General features: G+C 55.7%; 14 protein-coding genes and 1 pseudogene. 12 read left to right on the top strand and 3 right to left on the bottom strand.

What is annotated here, in order from left to right:
- The first annotated feature begins 504 nt into the window (after positions 1-504).
- The 5 genes from GS612_RS20230 (at position 505) to GS612_RS20210 (ending at position 8592) form a co-directional block, all read left to right on the top strand.
- On the top strand, positions 505-2175 hold the full coding sequence (locus GS612_RS20230; RefSeq protein WP_171642747.1) for a hypothetical protein: 1671 nt from the start codon (positions 505-507) through the stop codon (positions 2173-2175).
- Positions 2176-2327: 152 nt separating this feature from the next.
- The gene (locus GS612_RS20225) at positions 2328-3839 is read left to right on the top strand and encodes a hypothetical protein (RefSeq protein ID WP_171642745.1); all 1512 of its coding nucleotides are present in this window, start codon (positions 2328-2330) and stop codon (positions 3837-3839) included.
- Positions 3836-5971, top strand: a complete 2136-nt coding sequence (locus GS612_RS20775) for a BadF/BadG/BcrA/BcrD ATPase family protein (protein ID WP_171642743.1) — start codon at positions 3836-3838, stop codon at positions 5969-5971. Before GS612_RS20225 ends, GS612_RS20775 begins: the two co-directional genes overlap by 4 nt.
- Complete coding sequence (locus GS612_RS20215; protein WP_171642741.1) at positions 5922-7112, top strand: acyl-CoA dehydratase activase-related protein; 1191 nt, start codon at positions 5922-5924, stop codon at positions 7110-7112. Before GS612_RS20775 ends, GS612_RS20215 begins: the two co-directional genes overlap by 50 nt.
- Positions 7113-7290: 178 nt before the next feature.
- Positions 7291-8592: an adenylate/guanylate cyclase domain-containing protein gene (locus tag GS612_RS20210; protein ID WP_171642738.1), complete on the top strand. Its 1302-nt coding sequence runs from the start codon at positions 7291-7293 to the stop codon at positions 8590-8592.
- Positions 8593-8847: 255 nt separating this feature from the next.
- Here GS612_RS20210 and GS612_RS20205 read toward each other — a convergent pair whose 3' ends face one another.
- From GS612_RS20205 to GS612_RS20195, 3 genes are all read right to left on the bottom strand, one after another.
- Positions 8848-9213, bottom strand: a complete 366-nt coding sequence (locus tag GS612_RS20205) for a hypothetical protein (protein ID WP_152459687.1) — start codon at positions 9211-9213, stop codon at positions 8848-8850.
- A gap of 111 nt (positions 9214-9324) precedes the next feature.
- Positions 9325-10275 (bottom strand): AraC family transcriptional regulator, encoded by a 951-nt coding sequence (locus GS612_RS20200; RefSeq protein ID WP_171642736.1) that lies wholly within the window; start codon positions 10273-10275, stop codon positions 9325-9327.
- Positions 10276-10382: 107 nt separating this feature from the next.
- Entirely contained in the window at positions 10383-11249 is an 867-nt protein-coding gene (locus GS612_RS20195) for a branched-chain amino acid aminotransferase (protein ID WP_171642734.1), read from the bottom strand.
- A 160-nt stretch (positions 11250-11409) separates the two neighbouring features.
- Between GS612_RS20195 and GS612_RS20190 the strand changes: the two genes are divergently transcribed.
- The 7 genes and pseudogenes from GS612_RS20190 to GS612_RS20160 form a co-directional block, all read left to right on the top strand.
- On the top strand, positions 11410-11922 hold the full coding sequence (locus GS612_RS20190; RefSeq protein WP_152459690.1) for a MarR family winged helix-turn-helix transcriptional regulator: 513 nt from the start codon (positions 11410-11412) through the stop codon (positions 11920-11922).
- Positions 11919-12620: a response regulator gene (locus GS612_RS20185; RefSeq protein ID WP_152459691.1), complete on the top strand. Its 702-nt coding sequence runs from the start codon at positions 11919-11921 to the stop codon at positions 12618-12620. Before GS612_RS20190 ends, GS612_RS20185 begins: the two co-directional genes overlap by 4 nt.
- Positions 12621-12688: 68 nt before the next feature.
- Positions 12689-13615: a histone deacetylase family protein gene (locus tag GS612_RS20180; RefSeq protein ID WP_171642732.1), complete on the top strand. Its 927-nt coding sequence runs from the start codon at positions 12689-12691 to the stop codon at positions 13613-13615.
- Entirely contained in the window at positions 13612-13854 is a 243-nt protein-coding gene (locus tag GS612_RS20175; RefSeq protein ID WP_170347569.1) for an exodeoxyribonuclease VII small subunit, read from the top strand. Before GS612_RS20180 ends, GS612_RS20175 begins: the two co-directional genes overlap by 4 nt.
- Positions 13855-14721, top strand: a complete 867-nt coding sequence (locus tag GS612_RS20170) for a polyprenyl synthetase family protein (RefSeq protein ID WP_171642730.1) — start codon at positions 13855-13857, stop codon at positions 14719-14721.
- A 16-nt stretch (positions 14722-14737) separates the two neighbouring features.
- Positions 14738-16666, top strand: coding sequence for a 1-deoxy-D-xylulose-5-phosphate synthase (gene dxs, locus GS612_RS20165; protein ID WP_171642729.1), 1929 nt, complete (start codon positions 14738-14740; stop codon positions 16664-16666).
- 289 nt (positions 16667-16955) lie between these two features.
- Positions 16956-17063, top strand: a pseudogene (locus GS612_RS20160) (IS5/IS1182 family transposase); the annotation flags it as partial.
- Between the last annotated feature and the right edge of the window lie 8 nt (positions 17064-17071).

Here is a 17071-nt window from a genome sequence, read left to right as displayed (position 1 = left end):
ACTGTTTGCTAAACGATCAAACCTCGTTAGGCTCATAACCTGAAGGTCGCAGGTTACCTGAAGGTCGCAGGTTCAAATCCTGCTCCCGTACCTAATTCTTAAAGCCACCGTTGGATCCACCAACAGTCCCTTAGACCGTTTGACCCGAAACTAATCCTCAATTGGCTAATAGATTCTAATTGGTTGAACGGTTGGTAGGCATCGATGAGTCAATTCCTATTTGGACCTGCCCACCGAGCGGAAACAAGGCTCTAAGCGACGGATTTAACTTCATTCGACTTTCGGTGTTAAAGAACTTTGCTTCCAACTCACATGAACTAACAGTAGAAATCACTGCTCAACTCGGTCTCGGCGAAGCGGCTTGCCGGGCTCAAAAATTGCAAAATTTTTCGAAAAACCTTAAACTCAGCAGATTAAGGTCAAAAGCCATTTCCGGTTTTTGACAGCAAAGTCATACGAATACAGAAAATTCTCGGCTGAAATTTATTTCGTGGAGCCAAAAATATGACTGGAAAAAACACCTTTATTGACATGCACACCCACCTGTTCACGGCGCGTTATTTGCCGTTGCACAGTATCTTCTACTTGTTCTTTTCAAAGTATTGGCTTTCGCTTGGATTGGCCGTTCTGGCGGTTCGTGTGACCCGCATGAGCGACTTCAGCAGACCCGCGACGGAAGAACCTGATCAGGATGATTTGATCGACGCATTGCTCAATCACGATGTCGACCAGCTTATGCGGGCCATTGCACATCCGGTTCGTGAGAAGATTAGAGAGTTTCAATCGACACCCAACCCCAGCCACCGGGATTGGAAGGACATAGAGGAGCTGATCCGAGCCCTGAACGATATTGACCATGATATCAATTATTCAAGGGCGGGCGACCTCCCAATAGGTGTTCAGCTTGTGGGCGGTGACAGAATTTCTGACAGGTCCGCTTTTGGAGACAGTGGCACGGACCCTGATTTGCTGGATCGGTTTATGGCCGAGGCCTTCAGGGTCGCTGGTCAAAAAGCGGCAGAAAGCGATTTCTTTCATGAAGCTGAACACATGCGCTCAGGTGGGTTGTATAAACCTGGCTCTGATGCAGGCTTTCGTGCCGCAGGCATTCCAACCGATCAAATCGGTAGCATCTTTCAGTTGCTTGAATTTATTGTCATCATGACCTTGTCCGAGCGAAACCGTTTCAAAGCGCTCAAGAGGGATTTCAAGAAGAATGGTCAGCCGAGTGACCCGGAAGCCAGCCTTTTCGTGGGCGTCCTGCTGGATATGCACCGCGCCTTCGAAAAACTCAAGAAGCCTGGGATGCTTGGGTTCTTACCGCCGTATTTTGACTTCACCGAACAAATGGACCGGATGCAGTTGCTCGCGGCTGAGAACCCGAATGAATTGATCAATTTTGGTGCGGTTGACCCGTTTCGAGGCGGGAACTGGAAACAGATCGTCGATTCAGGCGTTGCACTCGGAATAACGGGCTACAAAATCTATCCGCCCTTGGGGATCCGCCCGATCGATATGCGCGGCTACCAGACCCCAGTCGCCTCTGGGCGAAGTCTGGACAAGTACAGAGAAAAAGCATCGAACCCTGCGCCCTACCCGATGGCACAGGCCAAGATGGGTGACATCATTCGCCATTTCTCCAGCCACAACCTGCGTTTGTTTGCCCATTGCAACCCGATGGGGTTTCAGGTGGAGGAAGGATACGGCATCTACTCCGATCCAGCGTTATGGAAGCACGCGATGGAGACCCACAATGCCCGCAACCTTTGGTTGTTCCTGGCTCATGGTGGTGGCGCAAAAGAAGTAGATTGGATGGGATGGGCAGCAGACAACACCCATTTCAAGCAAACATTTGCCTATCGTGCTATTCGCCTGGTTGAGGATTTCGACAATGTCTATCTTGGCTTGGGTCATATTTTGGGAATTATGGATCCAAAGCTTAAGACAAAGATATTCCAGCGGCTAAAATCAGTACTAATGGGCAAGAGAACCAAGAACGCACCGCACCATTTCCGGGACAAAGTGTGTTTTGGAACGGATTGGGCGATGCCCCTGATGGTCGGCAGAACCCGTGAATACCTGATCGAATTTGACACGTTCTTCAGCGATCCACAGATCAGTCCTTGCGCACCAAACTTTTTTGAAGGGAATGCAAAAAAATTCTTGGGTATTTGATGGGTTTTCAGGCTGAGAGTGCCTGACCGGCGCCCAAGACAACCTGAATTTCCGATGGCCCTGTTTCAAGCGGATTCCCGGTGCAGGGGGCGGTTCAGGAATATTATATTGTGCATTGTAAATACATGTTATGTTGGTTGGGGGGTATTTTTATGAGTCGTATTTTGGAAGAGTCCTATAGGGCTTACGAACCTCGTCCTTTTACTGCGGATCAGCGCAAGGATGTCACCTTGTTGTTTGGTGGGGTCACATGGCGCGCCGAAAAACTGCTGGAAGGCCTGTTCAAAAGTGCGGGTTACAATGCGCAGCGCCTGCCTGATGTGACAGTTGAAGACTTGTACCTGGGACGTGAACTGGCGGATGTCGGACAGTGCTGCCCCACCGCCTTCACAACGGGCAACTTGTCGAGTTTTCTCAGAAACGAAGCCGAGGCTATCGGTGCTGACGAAGTGGCCGAAAAATATGTTTATGTGACCGCCGGGGCCTGCGGGGCCTGCCGTTTCGGTCAATATCACCAAAGCTATGAGCTTGCGCTGAAGAACCTGGGGCTCGAGGCGTTCAGGATGTTTCTGGTTCAACAGCATGAAATCGATCAGTCGAAAGGCAAAGACGCCGGTTTGCAGACTGATATTCACCTGCTGCTGAGCACGGCCTTGGGCATGATGGCAGCGGATGCCATTCAGGATCTGGAATACCAGCTGCGGCCCTATGAGCTGGAGCAAGGCGCGACCAACCGGGCGGCGCAGATGGCGGTTTCCGAGATATACGACGCCATGCTGAGCAGGCCGAAGCAAATGCCGAAATGGAGATCAGTCCTGTGGCATTCGACGACCAGACGCTTTCTGAAGGCCATGAGGCGTGCGCGCGGTCATTTTGAAGACATCCAGCTTGATCGATTGAGGGTCAAGCCGATGGTCAAGATCACCGGCGAGTTCTATCTGGCCACCGCCGAAGGGGTGCAGAACTACAATATGCACAAATGGCTTGAAGGCGAAGGCGCCGAAGTTCAGCCGGCACCGATGGTCGTATGGTTCGATTACCTGATGCGGTATGGCGGACAAAAGCTCAAGCTGGGCTTCGGGATAAAAGACAAAGCGCGTCAGAACTATGCTCTGTTGAAACTTGGGCAGCGCTTTTTCAGGTTCAAATACGATCAGATGCGCCGGATGCTTGGGGGCGTTCCCCGTCCGATGCCCGATCAGGACAAGCTGCGGAAACTGGCGGCTCCTTTTTTTGACAACATGATCAACGGGGGTGAGGGTGATTTGCTGATCGCCAAGGCGATCTGGGCGCATACCCAGCGAAAGGCACATATGATTTGCGAGCTGTCGCCCTATGGCTGCCTTCCAAACACTATGAGCATCGGCGCAATGGCGGCCGTACAGGGCCGGTATCCCGACATGCTGTATGCCCCAATCGAGGTAAAAGGGGACAGCGACGTACATGCTTTGTCGCGGTGCCAGATGGTGCTGGCAGACGCCAAGATCCGCGCGCAGGAGGAATTTGAATCTGCTCTTGCCGCCGCCGGGTTGACTGCGGACGAGGCCAGAAAGCGCGCCAAAGAGCATCCCAAGGTCAACACGCCATTTTGGAAAGTTCCCCATCGCGGCGCCGTGGGTACGGCATCCAATGTCGTGCTTGAGCTGGGAAATGCCACGTTGTGAAATTCGCTGGGGTAGATATTGGATCGACAACTGTAAAAGGCGTCGTGGTAGAAGATGGCGAAGTCATCTGGAAAGCCTATGGTCGTCACAAAACACGCCAGGCCGAGAAAACCCTTGAACTGCTGTCGCAGATGGAGCTGGAGGCCGGCCTGACCGCCGGTCGCGATGTTGTCACGTTTACAGGATCCGGGGCTGGGACACTGGCAGATCATGTGAACGCGCGGCAAATCCAGGAAGTTGTCGCCGTCGCCGCCGCTGTCGAAGCGTTGCATCCGGATGTGCATTTCGTGTCTGAAATTGGCGGTGAAGACATGAAGACGTTGTTCTTCACGCCAACCTCCGCAGGCAAGGCCAAGCAGGTCTATATGCAATCAGCCTGCAGTGGCGGTACGGGCACATTTATCGAAAAATCCGCACGAAAACTGAACATTTCCCCGGACGAGCTGACCACTCTGCCATTCGATGGTCAAACCCTTCATCGGATCAGCGCTAAATGCGGGATCTTTGCAGAGACTGACGCAAACAGTCTGGTCAAGGCCGGAGTTCCCAAGACCGAAATCATCGCAAGCTTGTTTGACGCGGTCGTGCGGCAGAACCTGGCGACTTTGACAAAAGGCAACACCCCCACACCATCAGTGCTTTTGCTGGGCGGACCGAACATGTTCTTTCAAGGTCTTCAGCAGGCATGGGCAAGCCATTTGGCCGCGCTCTGGGACGAGCGCAATGTCGTATTGGAAGCAGGACAGAGCGTCACCGATGCTATCCTGGTTCCCGGCGATGCCTTGTACTATGCAAGCCTTGGCTGCGTCGAGATCTCTCGTCGGGAACAAAATGTATCCAGGGCCTATTCCGGCACGGATGGCCTGAAATGGTGGGTGGAAACGGGCCAACACGGTGAAAAGGCCAAGACCGGGCAAGAGGCCTTGGCCCGGAACGGTGAACTCGTACGGTTCCTGGAGGATTTTACGCAACACGTGATCCAGATGCCCCACCCCGTTGCGGCCGAGGCATACTATGTCGGGTGCGATTTCGGCAGCACTACGGTCAAGGCGGTGGCGTTGGACCGCGACGCTGAAATCAAGGCTTCGGTCTATCAGCACAGTCAGGGAAACCCGATCGAAGATGCCAAGTCCGTTTTCCGCAAGTTGCGTGACGCAGGGATCGAGGATATCGGCGCTCTTGGCCTGACGGGGTACGGGAAAGATCTGCTGAAGGATATTTTGGGGGCGGACGTGCCAGTGGTTGAGACTGTCGCACATGCGGCTGCTGCCATGCACATACATCCCGATGCAGACGCGATATGCGATGTCGGTGGGACCGATGTCAAAATCATGCTGTTGCGGCAGAAAGCGGTCGTCGATTTTCGGCTCAATTCCCAATGTTCTTCCGGCAATGGGGCGTTTCTTCAAGGCGTTGCCGAACGCTATGATGTCCGGCTGGAGGACTATGCCGAAAAAGCCTTCAGCGCCAAGCGGATGCCGAAACTGATGATGGGGTGCGGCGTGTTCCTTCAGTCCGACATCGTGAACCAGCAACGTAAAGGGTGGGCGGCAGAAGAAATCATGGCAAGCCTTGCTGCGGTCCTGCCCCTGAATGTTTGGGTCTATGCCGGGCAGTTTCAGAACCTAAAGGCCATCGGCAGGAAGTTTGTCCTGCAAGGTGGAACACATCGAAACCTGGCGGTCGTCAAAGCCCAGATCGATTTCATCAGGGGTAAAATTCCTGACGCGGAAATTACCGTGCACCCTCATGCTGGCGAGGCTGGCGCTTTGGGCGCCGCCCTTCTTGCGCTCGAACATGTGAACACCGGGCAAACGTCCCGCTTCGTCGGGCACGACCGCGTCGAAGAGTTGGAATATGTCAGTACAACCAACAGCAAAACCACCTGCAAGTGGTGTGCGATGAACTGTAGCCGGGCCTTTGTGGATGTTCAGATCCCCGGCGGTCGTGGCCGGGCAAACAGCAAGGTTCCTCTGGCGGAAGGGTGGGAGCGGGTGATTACCGGCAATTCTTGCTCGAAAGGGTTGATTGAAGACGCAGCCGAGATGAAAGCGCGAAAAAAGCAAATCGACGAGGAAGCGAATGCCAATCCGAATATTGCAGAAAGCGTTCGCGAAGGCGCCTTTCGCTAAGTCCAAACCGCCCAAGCGGGATTTTCGGATCGGCATCCCTCGGGTCCTGAACCAGTGGTCGACGCACAGGTTTTGGACGACATTGTTTGTTGAACTGGGAATCAATCGCCGCAATATCGTCTATTCGTCGGACACATCGGAAGCACAGCAGCTGAAATTCGGAAAAGGGCGTGGTGCTGTTGATTGCTGTTACCCCGTCAAGTGCATGTCCGGCCATTATGGTGAATTGCTGGACGGGCAAAAGCGCCCAATTGATATCCTGTTCGTTCCCATAATCCTGACTGTCCCATCCTTTTTGCGGGGCCATGTCCGGGAAAACATGGCCTGCCCACGCGTCATTGCCGGCCCCGAAAGTACACGAGCCGGATTTCGGCGGGAAAAGGACGTGTTCAAGGAACTGGGCGTACATTATCTTTCGCCGGCCGTGTCCTTGGCAGACCCACAAATTGCGACCCGGCAGTTGTACGATGCCCTGAAGGGTGTAATCACCGACTTGCGCTTGTCTGAACTGCGCGCTGCGGTTGCCAAAGCTTATGACGCCCTTCAAGAGTTTGATCAGAGTCTGCGGCGGCAAAGTCTGGCGGTACTGTCCGAATGCGCCACACAACATCGACCTTGCATCCTGGCCTTGGGCCGCCCGTACCACATGGACACCGGAATTGGCCACGCCATTGAAAGTGAGTTGCAGGCCTTTGGTTATCCGATCCTCTGGGGTCAGTACCTGCCATTGGACGCAGAGATACTGGATTGGTTATACGGCGATCTGATCAAAGCTGGCCGAATTCAAAGCCCTTTTGACATTTCGGATATTTGGAAAACATCCCACAGTGCAAACACAAACGAACTTCTGTGGGCTGCACGCTATGGATCTATTATGCCGTGGATAACCTGTTCAATCAGGTTTTCCAGCTATGAATGCGGAATGGACCAGCCGACATATTCACCAGTCCAGGAAATTACCGAAGCGCTTGGAACGCTTTTCTTCGTGTTTCAGGATCTCGATGAGACGAAACCTGCCGGATCTGTTCGAATTCGCGTGGAAACCATTGCTTACTATCTGGAACAGAAATCACCGAAAATCATTCAGAGCAAACTGGAGGCCCTGAAAACTGCACCACCTGAATTGCTGTTGCCAACTTGATCCAATGGCCTGTTTTCAGGGCAGTACGGCACCCGTTTGCGGGCGCGAGGCCAAAAGCGGTTCAGGCTGTGTTGGCGTCGCGACGCGAAAGTAGCTTCTGAACAAACAACCTGGGGCTTATCGACTAAGATGGGGATTTGGGGGATATTTCGCATAGAGTTGGCGCGGGGGCGATGCTTTGCTGAAACACATTGTGGACTCTGAAAATCCGATCGACGATGGAAAAATAAGACGAAAGATGCAGGTTGTTAACGTTGCTGCCTTTATTGCGTCGCTTGGGTTCGGTTTCACAGCTTTCTACCAGTTCCAACTTGGGCCAGACTGGAGATATCTCGCATGGGTAAACTTTGGTCTTGGCTTCGCGGCGCTTTTGACGATGACGCTGGACCGCTTCGGCCTTGAGGTCAAAGTCGCTTATTTTACAGTGTGGTTGTTCCTGTTTCTGGCCCATGACATCAGCGTCGGCAAAAACGGTGAAGATCATCTGGTCTTGCTTGTCGGCCCGCCCTTGCTTTTTTATTTTCTAGGGGCCGCATATTGGCGCTGGATCACTTTGATAACGATCCTCAGCGCAGCTTTGTTTATTTACATATCGCTTGTCGTTCCCTTGCACATACCGCCCGGCGAAACGATTTGGGATATTATTGCGCAGTCATATCGGGACGGATTTGTAAGGCAACCTCAGGATGTTATTTTCATTGTGCTGATTTTGGGAATCGTCTCGGCGCTTTTTTTCACCTCCTATTCTGCAAATGCCGCAATAGATCGTTACGAAGACGCTTTGGAAAAGGAATTTGCTGTTTCCGAGCGGTTGATAAATGTTCTGCTGCCTTCACGTATTGCCAAGCGCATCAAAGCACATCCGGACAGGCTAATTGCTGAAAGAATTGATGACGCCACAATTCTGTTTTCTGATTTGTCTGGATTTTCTGAATTCGCGGCCGCCAATGGGGCAAGGGCGACGGTCAAATTGCTGGGCTCCGTGTTCTCGGCATTCGATGAACTGGTTTTGAGCTACAAGCTGGAGAAAATCAAAACCATCGGTGACAGTTACATGGTTGCAGGTGGCCTGGACCCCTCGGTCAAAGAGAGGCAACCGGATTCTGTTCGCATGGCGGCGTTGGCGATTGATATGATTGCGACGGTCGAGCGGGTGACAGACAAACTGCATCCAAAGGTGTCCCTGCGGGTCGGAATTCACAAAGGCCCGGTAATCGCAGGTGTAATCGGCGGCGACAAACCGTTTTTTGACGTTTGGGGTGATACAGTCAACATCGCTTCAAGAATGGAAAGCACCGGAGAGCCCGGGCGCGTTCAAATCTCACCCGAAGTAAGAGACGAGATAGCCGAATATGTGGACTGCGAGAGACGAGAGGTTATCAATATCAAGGGAAATGGCGAAATCCAACCGTATTGGCTGCTGAAAGTCCACGACAAACCTGTGACTTCACACTCGTCCGAGCGGCTCATCAAAGGCTGAAAACCCTGTCTTCTCGGTGAAACGTCCCAAGGTCAGTGCGGGTTCAATCAGTGACTGGAATGGGACGAACCTGGGTCAGCTGAAACAACGGACCGCTCGGAGGCAGCTGCGAGCCGCAGCCGGATGGCCTGTTGAGACGGTGAGAGCATACCCTTGAAGCCAGACCTTTTTTCAAAAACGAGCCGCCGGTTAGTGATCCCAGCGGCCCGGACTTGAAGCATTACAGTGAAACTGGGATAGCCGTAGTCAGCGGTTTCATGCAGCGACTTCCTGCTCGGGCGCGCTGAGCGAGATGACAAGTACCACGGCCGCACCGTTCAACCAGTAAAACACCGCATCCAGTCCTGAGAACCCCAAAACGCTGGGTGCAAACAGGAAGGTGATGCCGACAATCAAGTCTACGGCCAGATGGAACTTGTAGGGAAGGACCCGCCAAATCCCAAGGTGGTGATCCGTCAGTACCGTCAGAACAAACGCGGCAACACCGGTGACAACCGACAGCCACAGGGCCAGGGGGTTGGATTGGCCCAATCCCAACAGGAACGGCAACGTCATGAGGGCAATGGCGACAGGGTAGTCGAGGTAAGCATGGACAGAGCGGGTAACGAAACGCAGGGACATGAGATCTTCCTTTTCTCAATCAATGATAAAGGGAAGGTAGGACGCCCAAGCCGAACGCTGAATTCCTGATCGTCTCTGATACTATGCAGATCGTTCAGAAAACCTGGGGGATCAATGCATCGCTCGGTACGCAGCCGGTGACAGCCCAACCTGTTTCTTGAACACGCGTGAGAAAGCCGCCTCCGAGGCATACCCGACCTCGGCCGCTGCATCTGCCACGTTCCATCGTGCCTCGGTCAGGCCGTGGCACGCGATCTGCATCCGCCAATCCGTGAGGTACTGCATCGGCGTAGTACCCATCTTTTCAGCAAAAAGTTGAGCAAAGGCAGTGCGCGACATACCCGCCACACGTGCCAAAGACGCGACGCTCCAGTCCTTGGCCGGGGCCTGATGGAACGCGGTCAAGGCCCGCGAGATGCGCTGATCAGCAAATCCTGCCAATGCGGAATCCTGCGGGCTCTGATGCTCCAGATAGGCCCGGATCGCCTGAGCGAACAGGGCCTCGGACAGTTTCAGCGCGATCAGGTCGCCACCGATTCTTGCGCCTGAAACCTCAGACCCGATCATGCGCAGGGTGGCTTCCATCCACGATCCGGCCTCTTCGCCATAATTCTCGATCAGGATATAGGGCGGCAGGCGGTCGATCAGCATATGCCCGGTGCCGTTTCGGCCGGCCGGGCCCGAAAAAGAGAAATGACCGCAGATCAGCTGTGTATCCCGTTCCTCGTCATCACCGCCATAGACCAGCACGCCTTCGCCCGTGTAGCCCGCGCGCTCCAGCACCTGCTCCAGGGGCAATGCGTCCAACGGCTTGACCTCGGCACAGAGCAATGCGTGCGGCGCCCCATGGGGGATCAGGATCAGATCCCCCTGCCTCAACCGCAGGGTTTCCCCCGTGGTCGAGACATGAACCTTGAGCTCACCACGCTGTACAAAATGAAACCGCGCCACGTTTTCGAACCCCGGCACCTGAATTCCGAAGGGCGGAGTGAATGACGTGCGGAAGTAAAACGTGCCGCGCAAGGAAAGGCGGGTGAGAATATCGCTGAGAAGGTCCAACATGTGCCGAAGATACGCAATTTGTGCAATCCGTCCAGATGGCCGAACGGTTTGCACAAAAAATTGCACGTTTGGCAACAAAAAGCCCCCGACAAAGCGGGGGCAATATCTTACGAGCGAACCAGTTTCTCGTAATCTTCGGCGATTTGGCGGGTCAGGTCGCCAACCTCGAATGTATATTCGCCGATCTGTCCGACAGGCGTGACCTCGGCCGCGGTGCCGGTCAGCCAGCACTGTTCGAAGTCAGCCATTTCTTCGGGCTTGATGCGGCGCTCATGCACGGTGATGCCCTTGTCTTTCAGCATCTGGATCACTGTCTGGCGGGTGATGCCGTTCAGGAAGCAGTCTGCCAGCGGGGTATGCACCTCGCCATCCTTGACGAAAAACACGTTTGCGCCGGTGGCCTCGGCGACATATCCGCGCCAGTCCATGAACAATGCGTCCGAGCATCCTTTGGCCTCGGCCTTGTGCTTGGAAATGGTGCAAATCATGTAGAGCCCCGCCGCCTTGGCGTGAACCGGGATGGTTTCCGGGCTGGGGCGTTTCCATTCGGCGATGTCCAGCTTGGCACCCTGCATCTTGGCATCGCCGTAATAGGCGCCCCAAGGCCAGACCGCGACGGCCATGCGCACCGGATTGCGGGCCGAGGCCACGCCCATATCCTCGCCCGAGCCACGCCAGACCAGCGCCCGCACATACGCGTCCTGCAAACCGCTGGCTTTCAGCGCTTCTTCCTTGGCGGCTTCGATTTCATCAACCGAATAAGGCATCGGCATGTCCAGCGCTTCGGCCGAGGCGATCAGACGCTGGGAATGTTCGCGGCTTTTGAAGATCTTGCCGTTGTATGCGCGCTCGCCTTCGAATACCGATGACGCATAGTGCATTGCGTGGGTCAGAATGTGCACATTGGCCTCACGCCAGGGCACCAGCTTGCCATCCATCCAAATGGTGCCATCACGATCATCATACCCCGCCATGCGAAACCTCCTGAACCGGGTTGAGTTTTCGATTGTTGCGCGATTTAGGTCCGGTGCGGACATAATATTGCGCAAAAACTGCAATTCGATACCGCTCTACTCTTGGAATGTCAATAACGCTGACATAAACTCGGCCCGGTAGTAACGAATGAGGCATGATATGTCCGACATCCGCCCGGCCCCGCGTTATGGGGGCGAGAGCCTTTTGTTTTTGACCGATGAGCAATTGAGGCAGGGGATCGAGGCCATGTTCTTCGCCTATCGTGGCTTTACGGCTGATCCCGACCGCATCCTCGCAGAGATGGCCTATGGCCGCGCCCACCATCGGGCAATCCACTTCATCAACCGCGCGCCGGGCACGACGGTCAACAATTTGTTGGCCATCCTTGGCGTAACAAAACAGTCTCTGAACAGGGTTTTGCGAACCTTGATCGAGGATGGTTTGGTGGAAAGCCGCGTGGGTACAGTGGACAAACGAGAACGCCACCTATTTCTGACAGAAAAGGGGCAGTCGCTGGAAACCACGTTGTCGGATGCTCAGCGGGCAAGAATGCGCGCCGCTTACAAGGATGCCGGTCCCGAAGCCGTGGCCGGTTTTCGCAAAGTGCTTGAAGCAATGATGGATGCTGATATGCGTCATGCCTATACGAAACTTCGGGATACGACCACATGAGCGATATGGATGCCCATCTGCTGATTGTTGACGACGACGAGCGCATTCGTGATCTGCTCAAGAAGTTTTTGATGCGAAACGGGTTTCTGGTTACTGCGGCACGGGATGCGGCCCACGCGCGGCGCGTATTGTCGGGGTTGGATTTCGACATGATCGTCATGGACGTGATGATGCCGGGCGAGGATGGTGTCAGTCTGACCCGCGCTTTGCGGGAAACGCATACGACGCCGATCCTGCTGCTGACAGCAAAGGGCGAGACGGAACACCGGATCGCGGGCCTCGAGGCTGGGGCGGATGACTACCTGGCAAAACCCTTCGAGCCGAAAGAACTGCTGTTGCGGATCAACGCGATCCTGCGCCGGATGCCGGAAACACCGGCAGAAGAAACCACCGCGAAGATCCTAAACCTCGGGCCCATCCGCTATGACATTGAACGCGGTGAGATGTGGCAGGGCGAAGACCCGGTCCGTCTGACCGCAACCGAAAGCCAGTTGATGAAGATATTTTCGGCCCAGCCCGGAGAGCCGATCAGCCGCGCCAAGCTGGTCGAGGATCTGGGGCGCGACAAAGGTCAGGCGCAGGAGCGCGCAGTGGATGTGCAGATCACGCGCCTTCGACGCAAAATCGAACAGGACCCCAAGCAGCCACGCTATTTGCAGACTGTGCGGGGCGCAGGGTATATGCTTGCGCCGGATTGAGATGCCGCTGCGCGGCGTTTTTTGGCCTTCGGCGAGGATATTTGTAGCCAGATGAAGATGGGATCCCAATGACAACCGCCCTTTTGACCCACGCCGATTGTCTGGGCCATGTGACACCTGACGGGCACCCGGAACGGGTGGCGCGGCTGGAGCATATTCTGCATGCATTGGAAGCGCTGGAGCTGAAGCGGGTGACGGCTCCGCTGGCTGCGGATGACGATCTTCTGCGCATTCACCCCGAGAGCTATGTTCGCGACATTCGGGCCGCGCGCCCTGCGGACGGGTTCGCACAGATCGACGGGGATACGTTCCTGTCTCCGGGATCGGTGGACGCAGCTTACCGCGCGGCGGGTGCGGTGGTGCGGGCCGTTGATCTGGTTTTGAGCGGTGAAGCCTCGAACGCATTCTGTGCCATTCGCCCGCCGGGGCACCACGCGGAATTCGAAACGGCCATGGGCTTTTGCCTGTTTGGAAATGCAGCATTGGCGGCGAAACACGCGCTGGACCATCACGGTTTGAAACGTGTGGCCGTGGTCGACTTTGACGTGCATCACGGCAATGGAACCCAGGACCTGTTGTGGGATGAAGCGCGGGCATTGGTGATAACCAGCCAGCAGATGCCTTTGTGGCCCGGATCGGGCCGGCCCGAGGAAACGGGTGCTCATGATACGGTTCTCAACATCCCTCTGGCGCCCGGCAGTGGTGGCGCCGAGATGCGTACCGCCTATGAAACGAAGGCCTTTCCGCGCTTGCGGGCCTTCAGGCCGGAACTGATTATCATTTCCGCAGGGTTCGACGCCCATCAGGACGACCCGCTGGCCAATCTGAACTGGGCCACTGATGACTTCGCCTGGATCACCGCCGAGCTGTGCAGGATTGCCGACGAGGTTTGCGGCGGTCGTATCGTCTCGACTCTGGAAGGCGGGTATGATCTGAACGCACTGGCCCAGGCCACACGCGCCCATGTGGAAGAATTGATAAAGGCAGCCCGATGACCGAGATCCCCGTAGACCAGATGACATTCGAACAGGCGATGAAAGAACTTGAAGCCGTAGTCGGCCAGCTGGAACGTGGCGACGTCGCGCTGGATCAATCAATTGCGCTGTACGAGCGCGGCGCGGCGCTGAAAAAGCGGTGCGAGGACGAGTTGAAGCGCGCGGAAGAAAAAGTCGCAGCGATCACTCTGGACGCCAGTGGGCAGCCGACCGGTACGACGCCTGTCGAAGGTATGTGAATGTTCCCCGAAAGACTTGCGCAGGATGCTGCCAGCATTCAAAACCATTTTGATCTGGTTTTTGGCGCTTTTGCAGACGTGGATGTCACCCGGGCCATGGCATATGCCACCCGAGGCGGAAAGCGGTTGCGCGGATTTTTGGCATTGGAAAGTGCCCGACTGCATGATGTTGAAGAAGACCGGGCGATCTGGCCGGCTACGGCCATAGAGGCGCTGCACGCTTATTCCCTGGTGCATGACGACCTGCCCTGCATGGATGACGATGACCTGCGCCGCGGGCGGCCCACCGTTCACGTAGAGTGGGATGAGGGCACGGCTGTTCTCGCCGGGGATGCCCTTCAGACGCTTGCTTTTGAACTTTGCACCTGTTCGCAGGTTGGGTCCGCAGACATTCGCGCAGACCTTGCCCTGACCCTGGCCAAAGCCAGCGGCGCACAAGGTATGGTGCTGGGACAGGCGCTGGACATTGCCGCGGAAACGGCCGCCGAACCGCTGTCGCTGGGCGAAATCACGCGTCTTCAGGCCGGAAAGACAGGCGCCCTGATCGAGTGGTCTGCCTGCGTTGGCGCCGTTATGGCCCGATCCGATCCTGACCCGTTGCGCCGATATGCCCGGGCAATGGGTCTTGCTTTTCAGATCGCAGATGACATCCTTGATATTGAAGGCGATGCCCAAAAGGCGGGCAAGCGATTGCAAAAAGATACAGAGGCAGGGAAAGCCACTTTTGTTTCGCTTTTGGGTCTGCCTGCTGCCAAAGCCCGCGCAAGTGAGCTGGTGGAACAGGCCTGCGCCGCTTTGGACGGGTTTGGTCCGAAGGCGGAAACCTTGAAGGAAGCCGCCCGCTTCGTTATTGCCCGGGACAGCTAAGCCAGGAACGCGCCATATGTCTGACCGCCCCAATACGCCCCTGCTGGATCTTGTGAACCGCCCTGCGGATCTCAAGCAGTTCTCGGACGCGCAACTGCACCAGGTCGCACAGGAGTTGCGGGCCGAAACAATTTCGGCGGTTGCCGTCACCGGCGGGCATCTGGGGGCCGGCTTGGGGGTTGTTGAACTGACCACCGCCTTGCACGCCGTGTTTGATACGCCCCGAGACAAGATCATCTGGGATGTGGGTCATCAGTGTTATCCGCACAAAATCCTGACCGAACGACGTGATCGCATCCGCACATTGCGCATGAAAGGTGGGCTCAGTGGTTTCACCAAGCGCAGCGAAAGCCCCTATGACCCATTTGGCGCTGCGCATTCCAGCACGTCGATCAGCGCTGCTTTGGGTTTTGCAGTCGCACGGGATCTGGGTGGTGTAACGCCCGAAGGGCTGGGCGACGCAATTGCGGTGATCGGCGATGGTTCGATGTCTGCGGGTATGGCCTTTGAGGCGATGAACAATGCAGGCCACCTGAAAAAGCGTCTGATTGTCATTCTGAACGACAACGAGATGAGCATCGCGCCGCCAGTTGGTGCGTTGTCCAGCTATTTGTCGCGCATCTATTCCGAAGAACCGTTTCACGATCTGAAAGCCGCTGCAAAAGGCGCTGTCTCATTGCTGCCCGAGCCGTTCCGGGAGGGCGCCAAGCGCGCCAAAGAGATGCTGAAAGGCATGGCGGTGGGCGGCACGCTGTTCGAAGAGCTTGGGTTTTCCTATCTCGGCCCGATAGATGGCCATGACATGGACCAGCTGCTGCCTGTTCTGCGTACGGTCAAATCAAGGGCAACCGGGCCGATTCTGATCCATGTATTGACGAAAAAAGGCAAGGGGTATGCCCCCGCCGAACAGGCCCGCGACAAAGGCCATGCCACGGCCAAGTTCGATGTGGTTACTGGGGAGCAAAAGAAGGCACCTTCAAACGCGCCCTCTTACACGTCTGTATTTGGCAAGGCGCTGGTGGATGAGGCCGCGCGTGACGACAAGATCGTTGCCGTGACCGCTGCGATGCCCGACGGAACTGGCCTCAACCTGTTCGCCGAGCGCTATCCGTCACGTTGCTTTGATGTGGCGATTGCCGAACAGCACGGCGTGACGTTTTCGGCTGCGCTTGCCGCAGGAGGAATGAAGCCGTTTTGCGCAATGTATTCGACCTTTCTCCAGCGTGGTTACGACCAGGTGGTCCATGACGTGGCGATTCAGCGCCTGCCCGTACGTTTTGCAATCGACCGGGCAGGTTTGGTCGGGGCTGACGGCGCCACCCACGCGGGATCGTTCGACATTGCCTATTTGGCCAACCTGCCCGGTATGGTCGTCATGGCTGCCGCTGACGAGGCCGAGCTGATGCATATGGTGGCGACCGCCGCCGCGCATGACGAAGGCCCCATAGCGTTCCGCTATCCGCGCGGCGAAGGTGTCGGGGTCGACTTGCCCGAACGCGGTGAGGTTCTGGAGATCGGCAAGGGCCGCGTGATACGGGAAGGTGCGCGGGTTGCTCTGCTTTCATTCGGTACACGTCTGGCAGAGGTTCAGAAGGCGGCGGAATCTCTTTCAGCCAAAGGCATAACGCCCACGATTGCCGACGCTCGTTTTGCCAAACCTCTTGACCGTGACCTGATCCTGGATCTGGTGTCCCGCCACGAGGCGTTGATCACCATAGAAGAAGGGGCCGTTGGCGGTTTTGGCAGCCATGTCGCTCAACTTTTGGCGGGTGAAGGTGTATTTGATCGGGGGCTGAAATATCGCTCGATGGTTTTGCCTGATATCTTCATCGATCAAGCCAGCCCCGCGGACATGTATGCGGTGGCCGGCATGAATGCCGAGCATATCGAAGCGAAAGTTCTGGACGTTCTGGGTGTCGCCTCGATCGGAGAGAAACGCGCTTAGCGCGCCTGTCGGCAGGGCAGCGGACGTTGCGAGGACCGAAATCCGTTTGACTTGGATTTATCTGGTGCCGCTGAGGGAAATCCAAAACCAAAATCTTGGAGCGCCACGGAACACTCATGTTTTCTGACCATATCTAAAATACGTTTCTATGTTTCCCGCTATTCCGTTCTGCATCACTATACCCCATAGCTAGGCTCAGGATGCATTATTTTTCGCTGCGCTGCGTGACTCACGGCTCCCAGAACGGAGCGGAGACAAGAGCGATCTTTATTGACGAACCGACGCGCAGATGGCGAAGCTTGTCCCATTTTTCCCGAAGTCGCACGGCAAGCCCCGGGTTGATGACACACGGGTTTTGAGCGGGATTATCTTCATCAATCGCAATTGTTTGCGCTGGTGAGATGC

The sequence above is a fragment of the Ruegeria sp. HKCCD6157 genome (assembly GCF_013110685.1).
Classification (GTDB): Bacteria; Pseudomonadota; Alphaproteobacteria; order Rhodobacterales; family Rhodobacteraceae; genus Ruegeria.
The sequence above is the reverse complement of the archived record's forward strand: the minus strand, read 5'-3'. Positions and strand labels throughout refer to the sequence as shown.

What these genes read in the sequence shown, in the direction of transcription:
- GS612_RS20225 (WP_171642745.1), top strand. Translation starts at nt 2,328, where the DNA reads ATGAGTCGTATTTTGGAAGAGTCCTATAGGGCTTACGAACCTCGTCCT.
- GS612_RS20170 (WP_171642730.1), top strand. Translation starts at nt 13,855, where the DNA reads ATGTTCCCCGAAAGACTTGCGCAGGATGCTGCCAGCATTCAAAACCAT.
- GS612_RS20180 (WP_171642732.1), top strand. Translation starts at nt 12,689, where the DNA reads ATGACAACCGCCCTTTTGACCCACGCCGATTGTCTGGGCCATGTGACA.
- GS612_RS20185 (WP_152459691.1), top strand. Translation starts at nt 11,919, where the DNA reads ATGAGCGATATGGATGCCCATCTGCTGATTGTTGACGACGACGAGCGC.
- GS612_RS20215 (WP_171642741.1), top strand. Translation starts at nt 5,922, where the DNA reads ATGCCAATCCGAATATTGCAGAAAGCGTTCGCGAAGGCGCCTTTCGCT.
- dxs (WP_171642729.1), top strand. Translation starts at nt 14,738, where the DNA reads ATGTCTGACCGCCCCAATACGCCCCTGCTGGATCTTGTGAACCGCCCT.
- GS612_RS20175 (WP_170347569.1), top strand. Translation starts at nt 13,612, where the DNA reads ATGACCGAGATCCCCGTAGACCAGATGACATTCGAACAGGCGATGAAA.
- GS612_RS20230 (WP_171642747.1), top strand. Translation starts at nt 505, where the DNA reads ATGACTGGAAAAAACACCTTTATTGACATGCACACCCACCTGTTCACG.
- GS612_RS20190 (WP_152459690.1), top strand. Translation starts at nt 11,410, where the DNA reads ATGTCCGACATCCGCCCGGCCCCGCGTTATGGGGGCGAGAGCCTTTTG.
- GS612_RS20200 (WP_171642736.1), bottom strand. Translation starts at nt 10,275, where the DNA reads ATGTTGGACCTTCTCAGCGATATTCTCACCCGCCTTTCCTTGCGCGGC.
- GS612_RS20195 (WP_171642734.1), bottom strand. Translation starts at nt 11,249, where the DNA reads ATGGCGGGGTATGATGATCGTGATGGCACCATTTGGATGGATGGCAAG.
- GS612_RS20205 (WP_152459687.1), bottom strand. Translation starts at nt 9,213, where the DNA reads ATGTCCCTGCGTTTCGTTACCCGCTCTGTCCATGCTTACCTCGACTAC.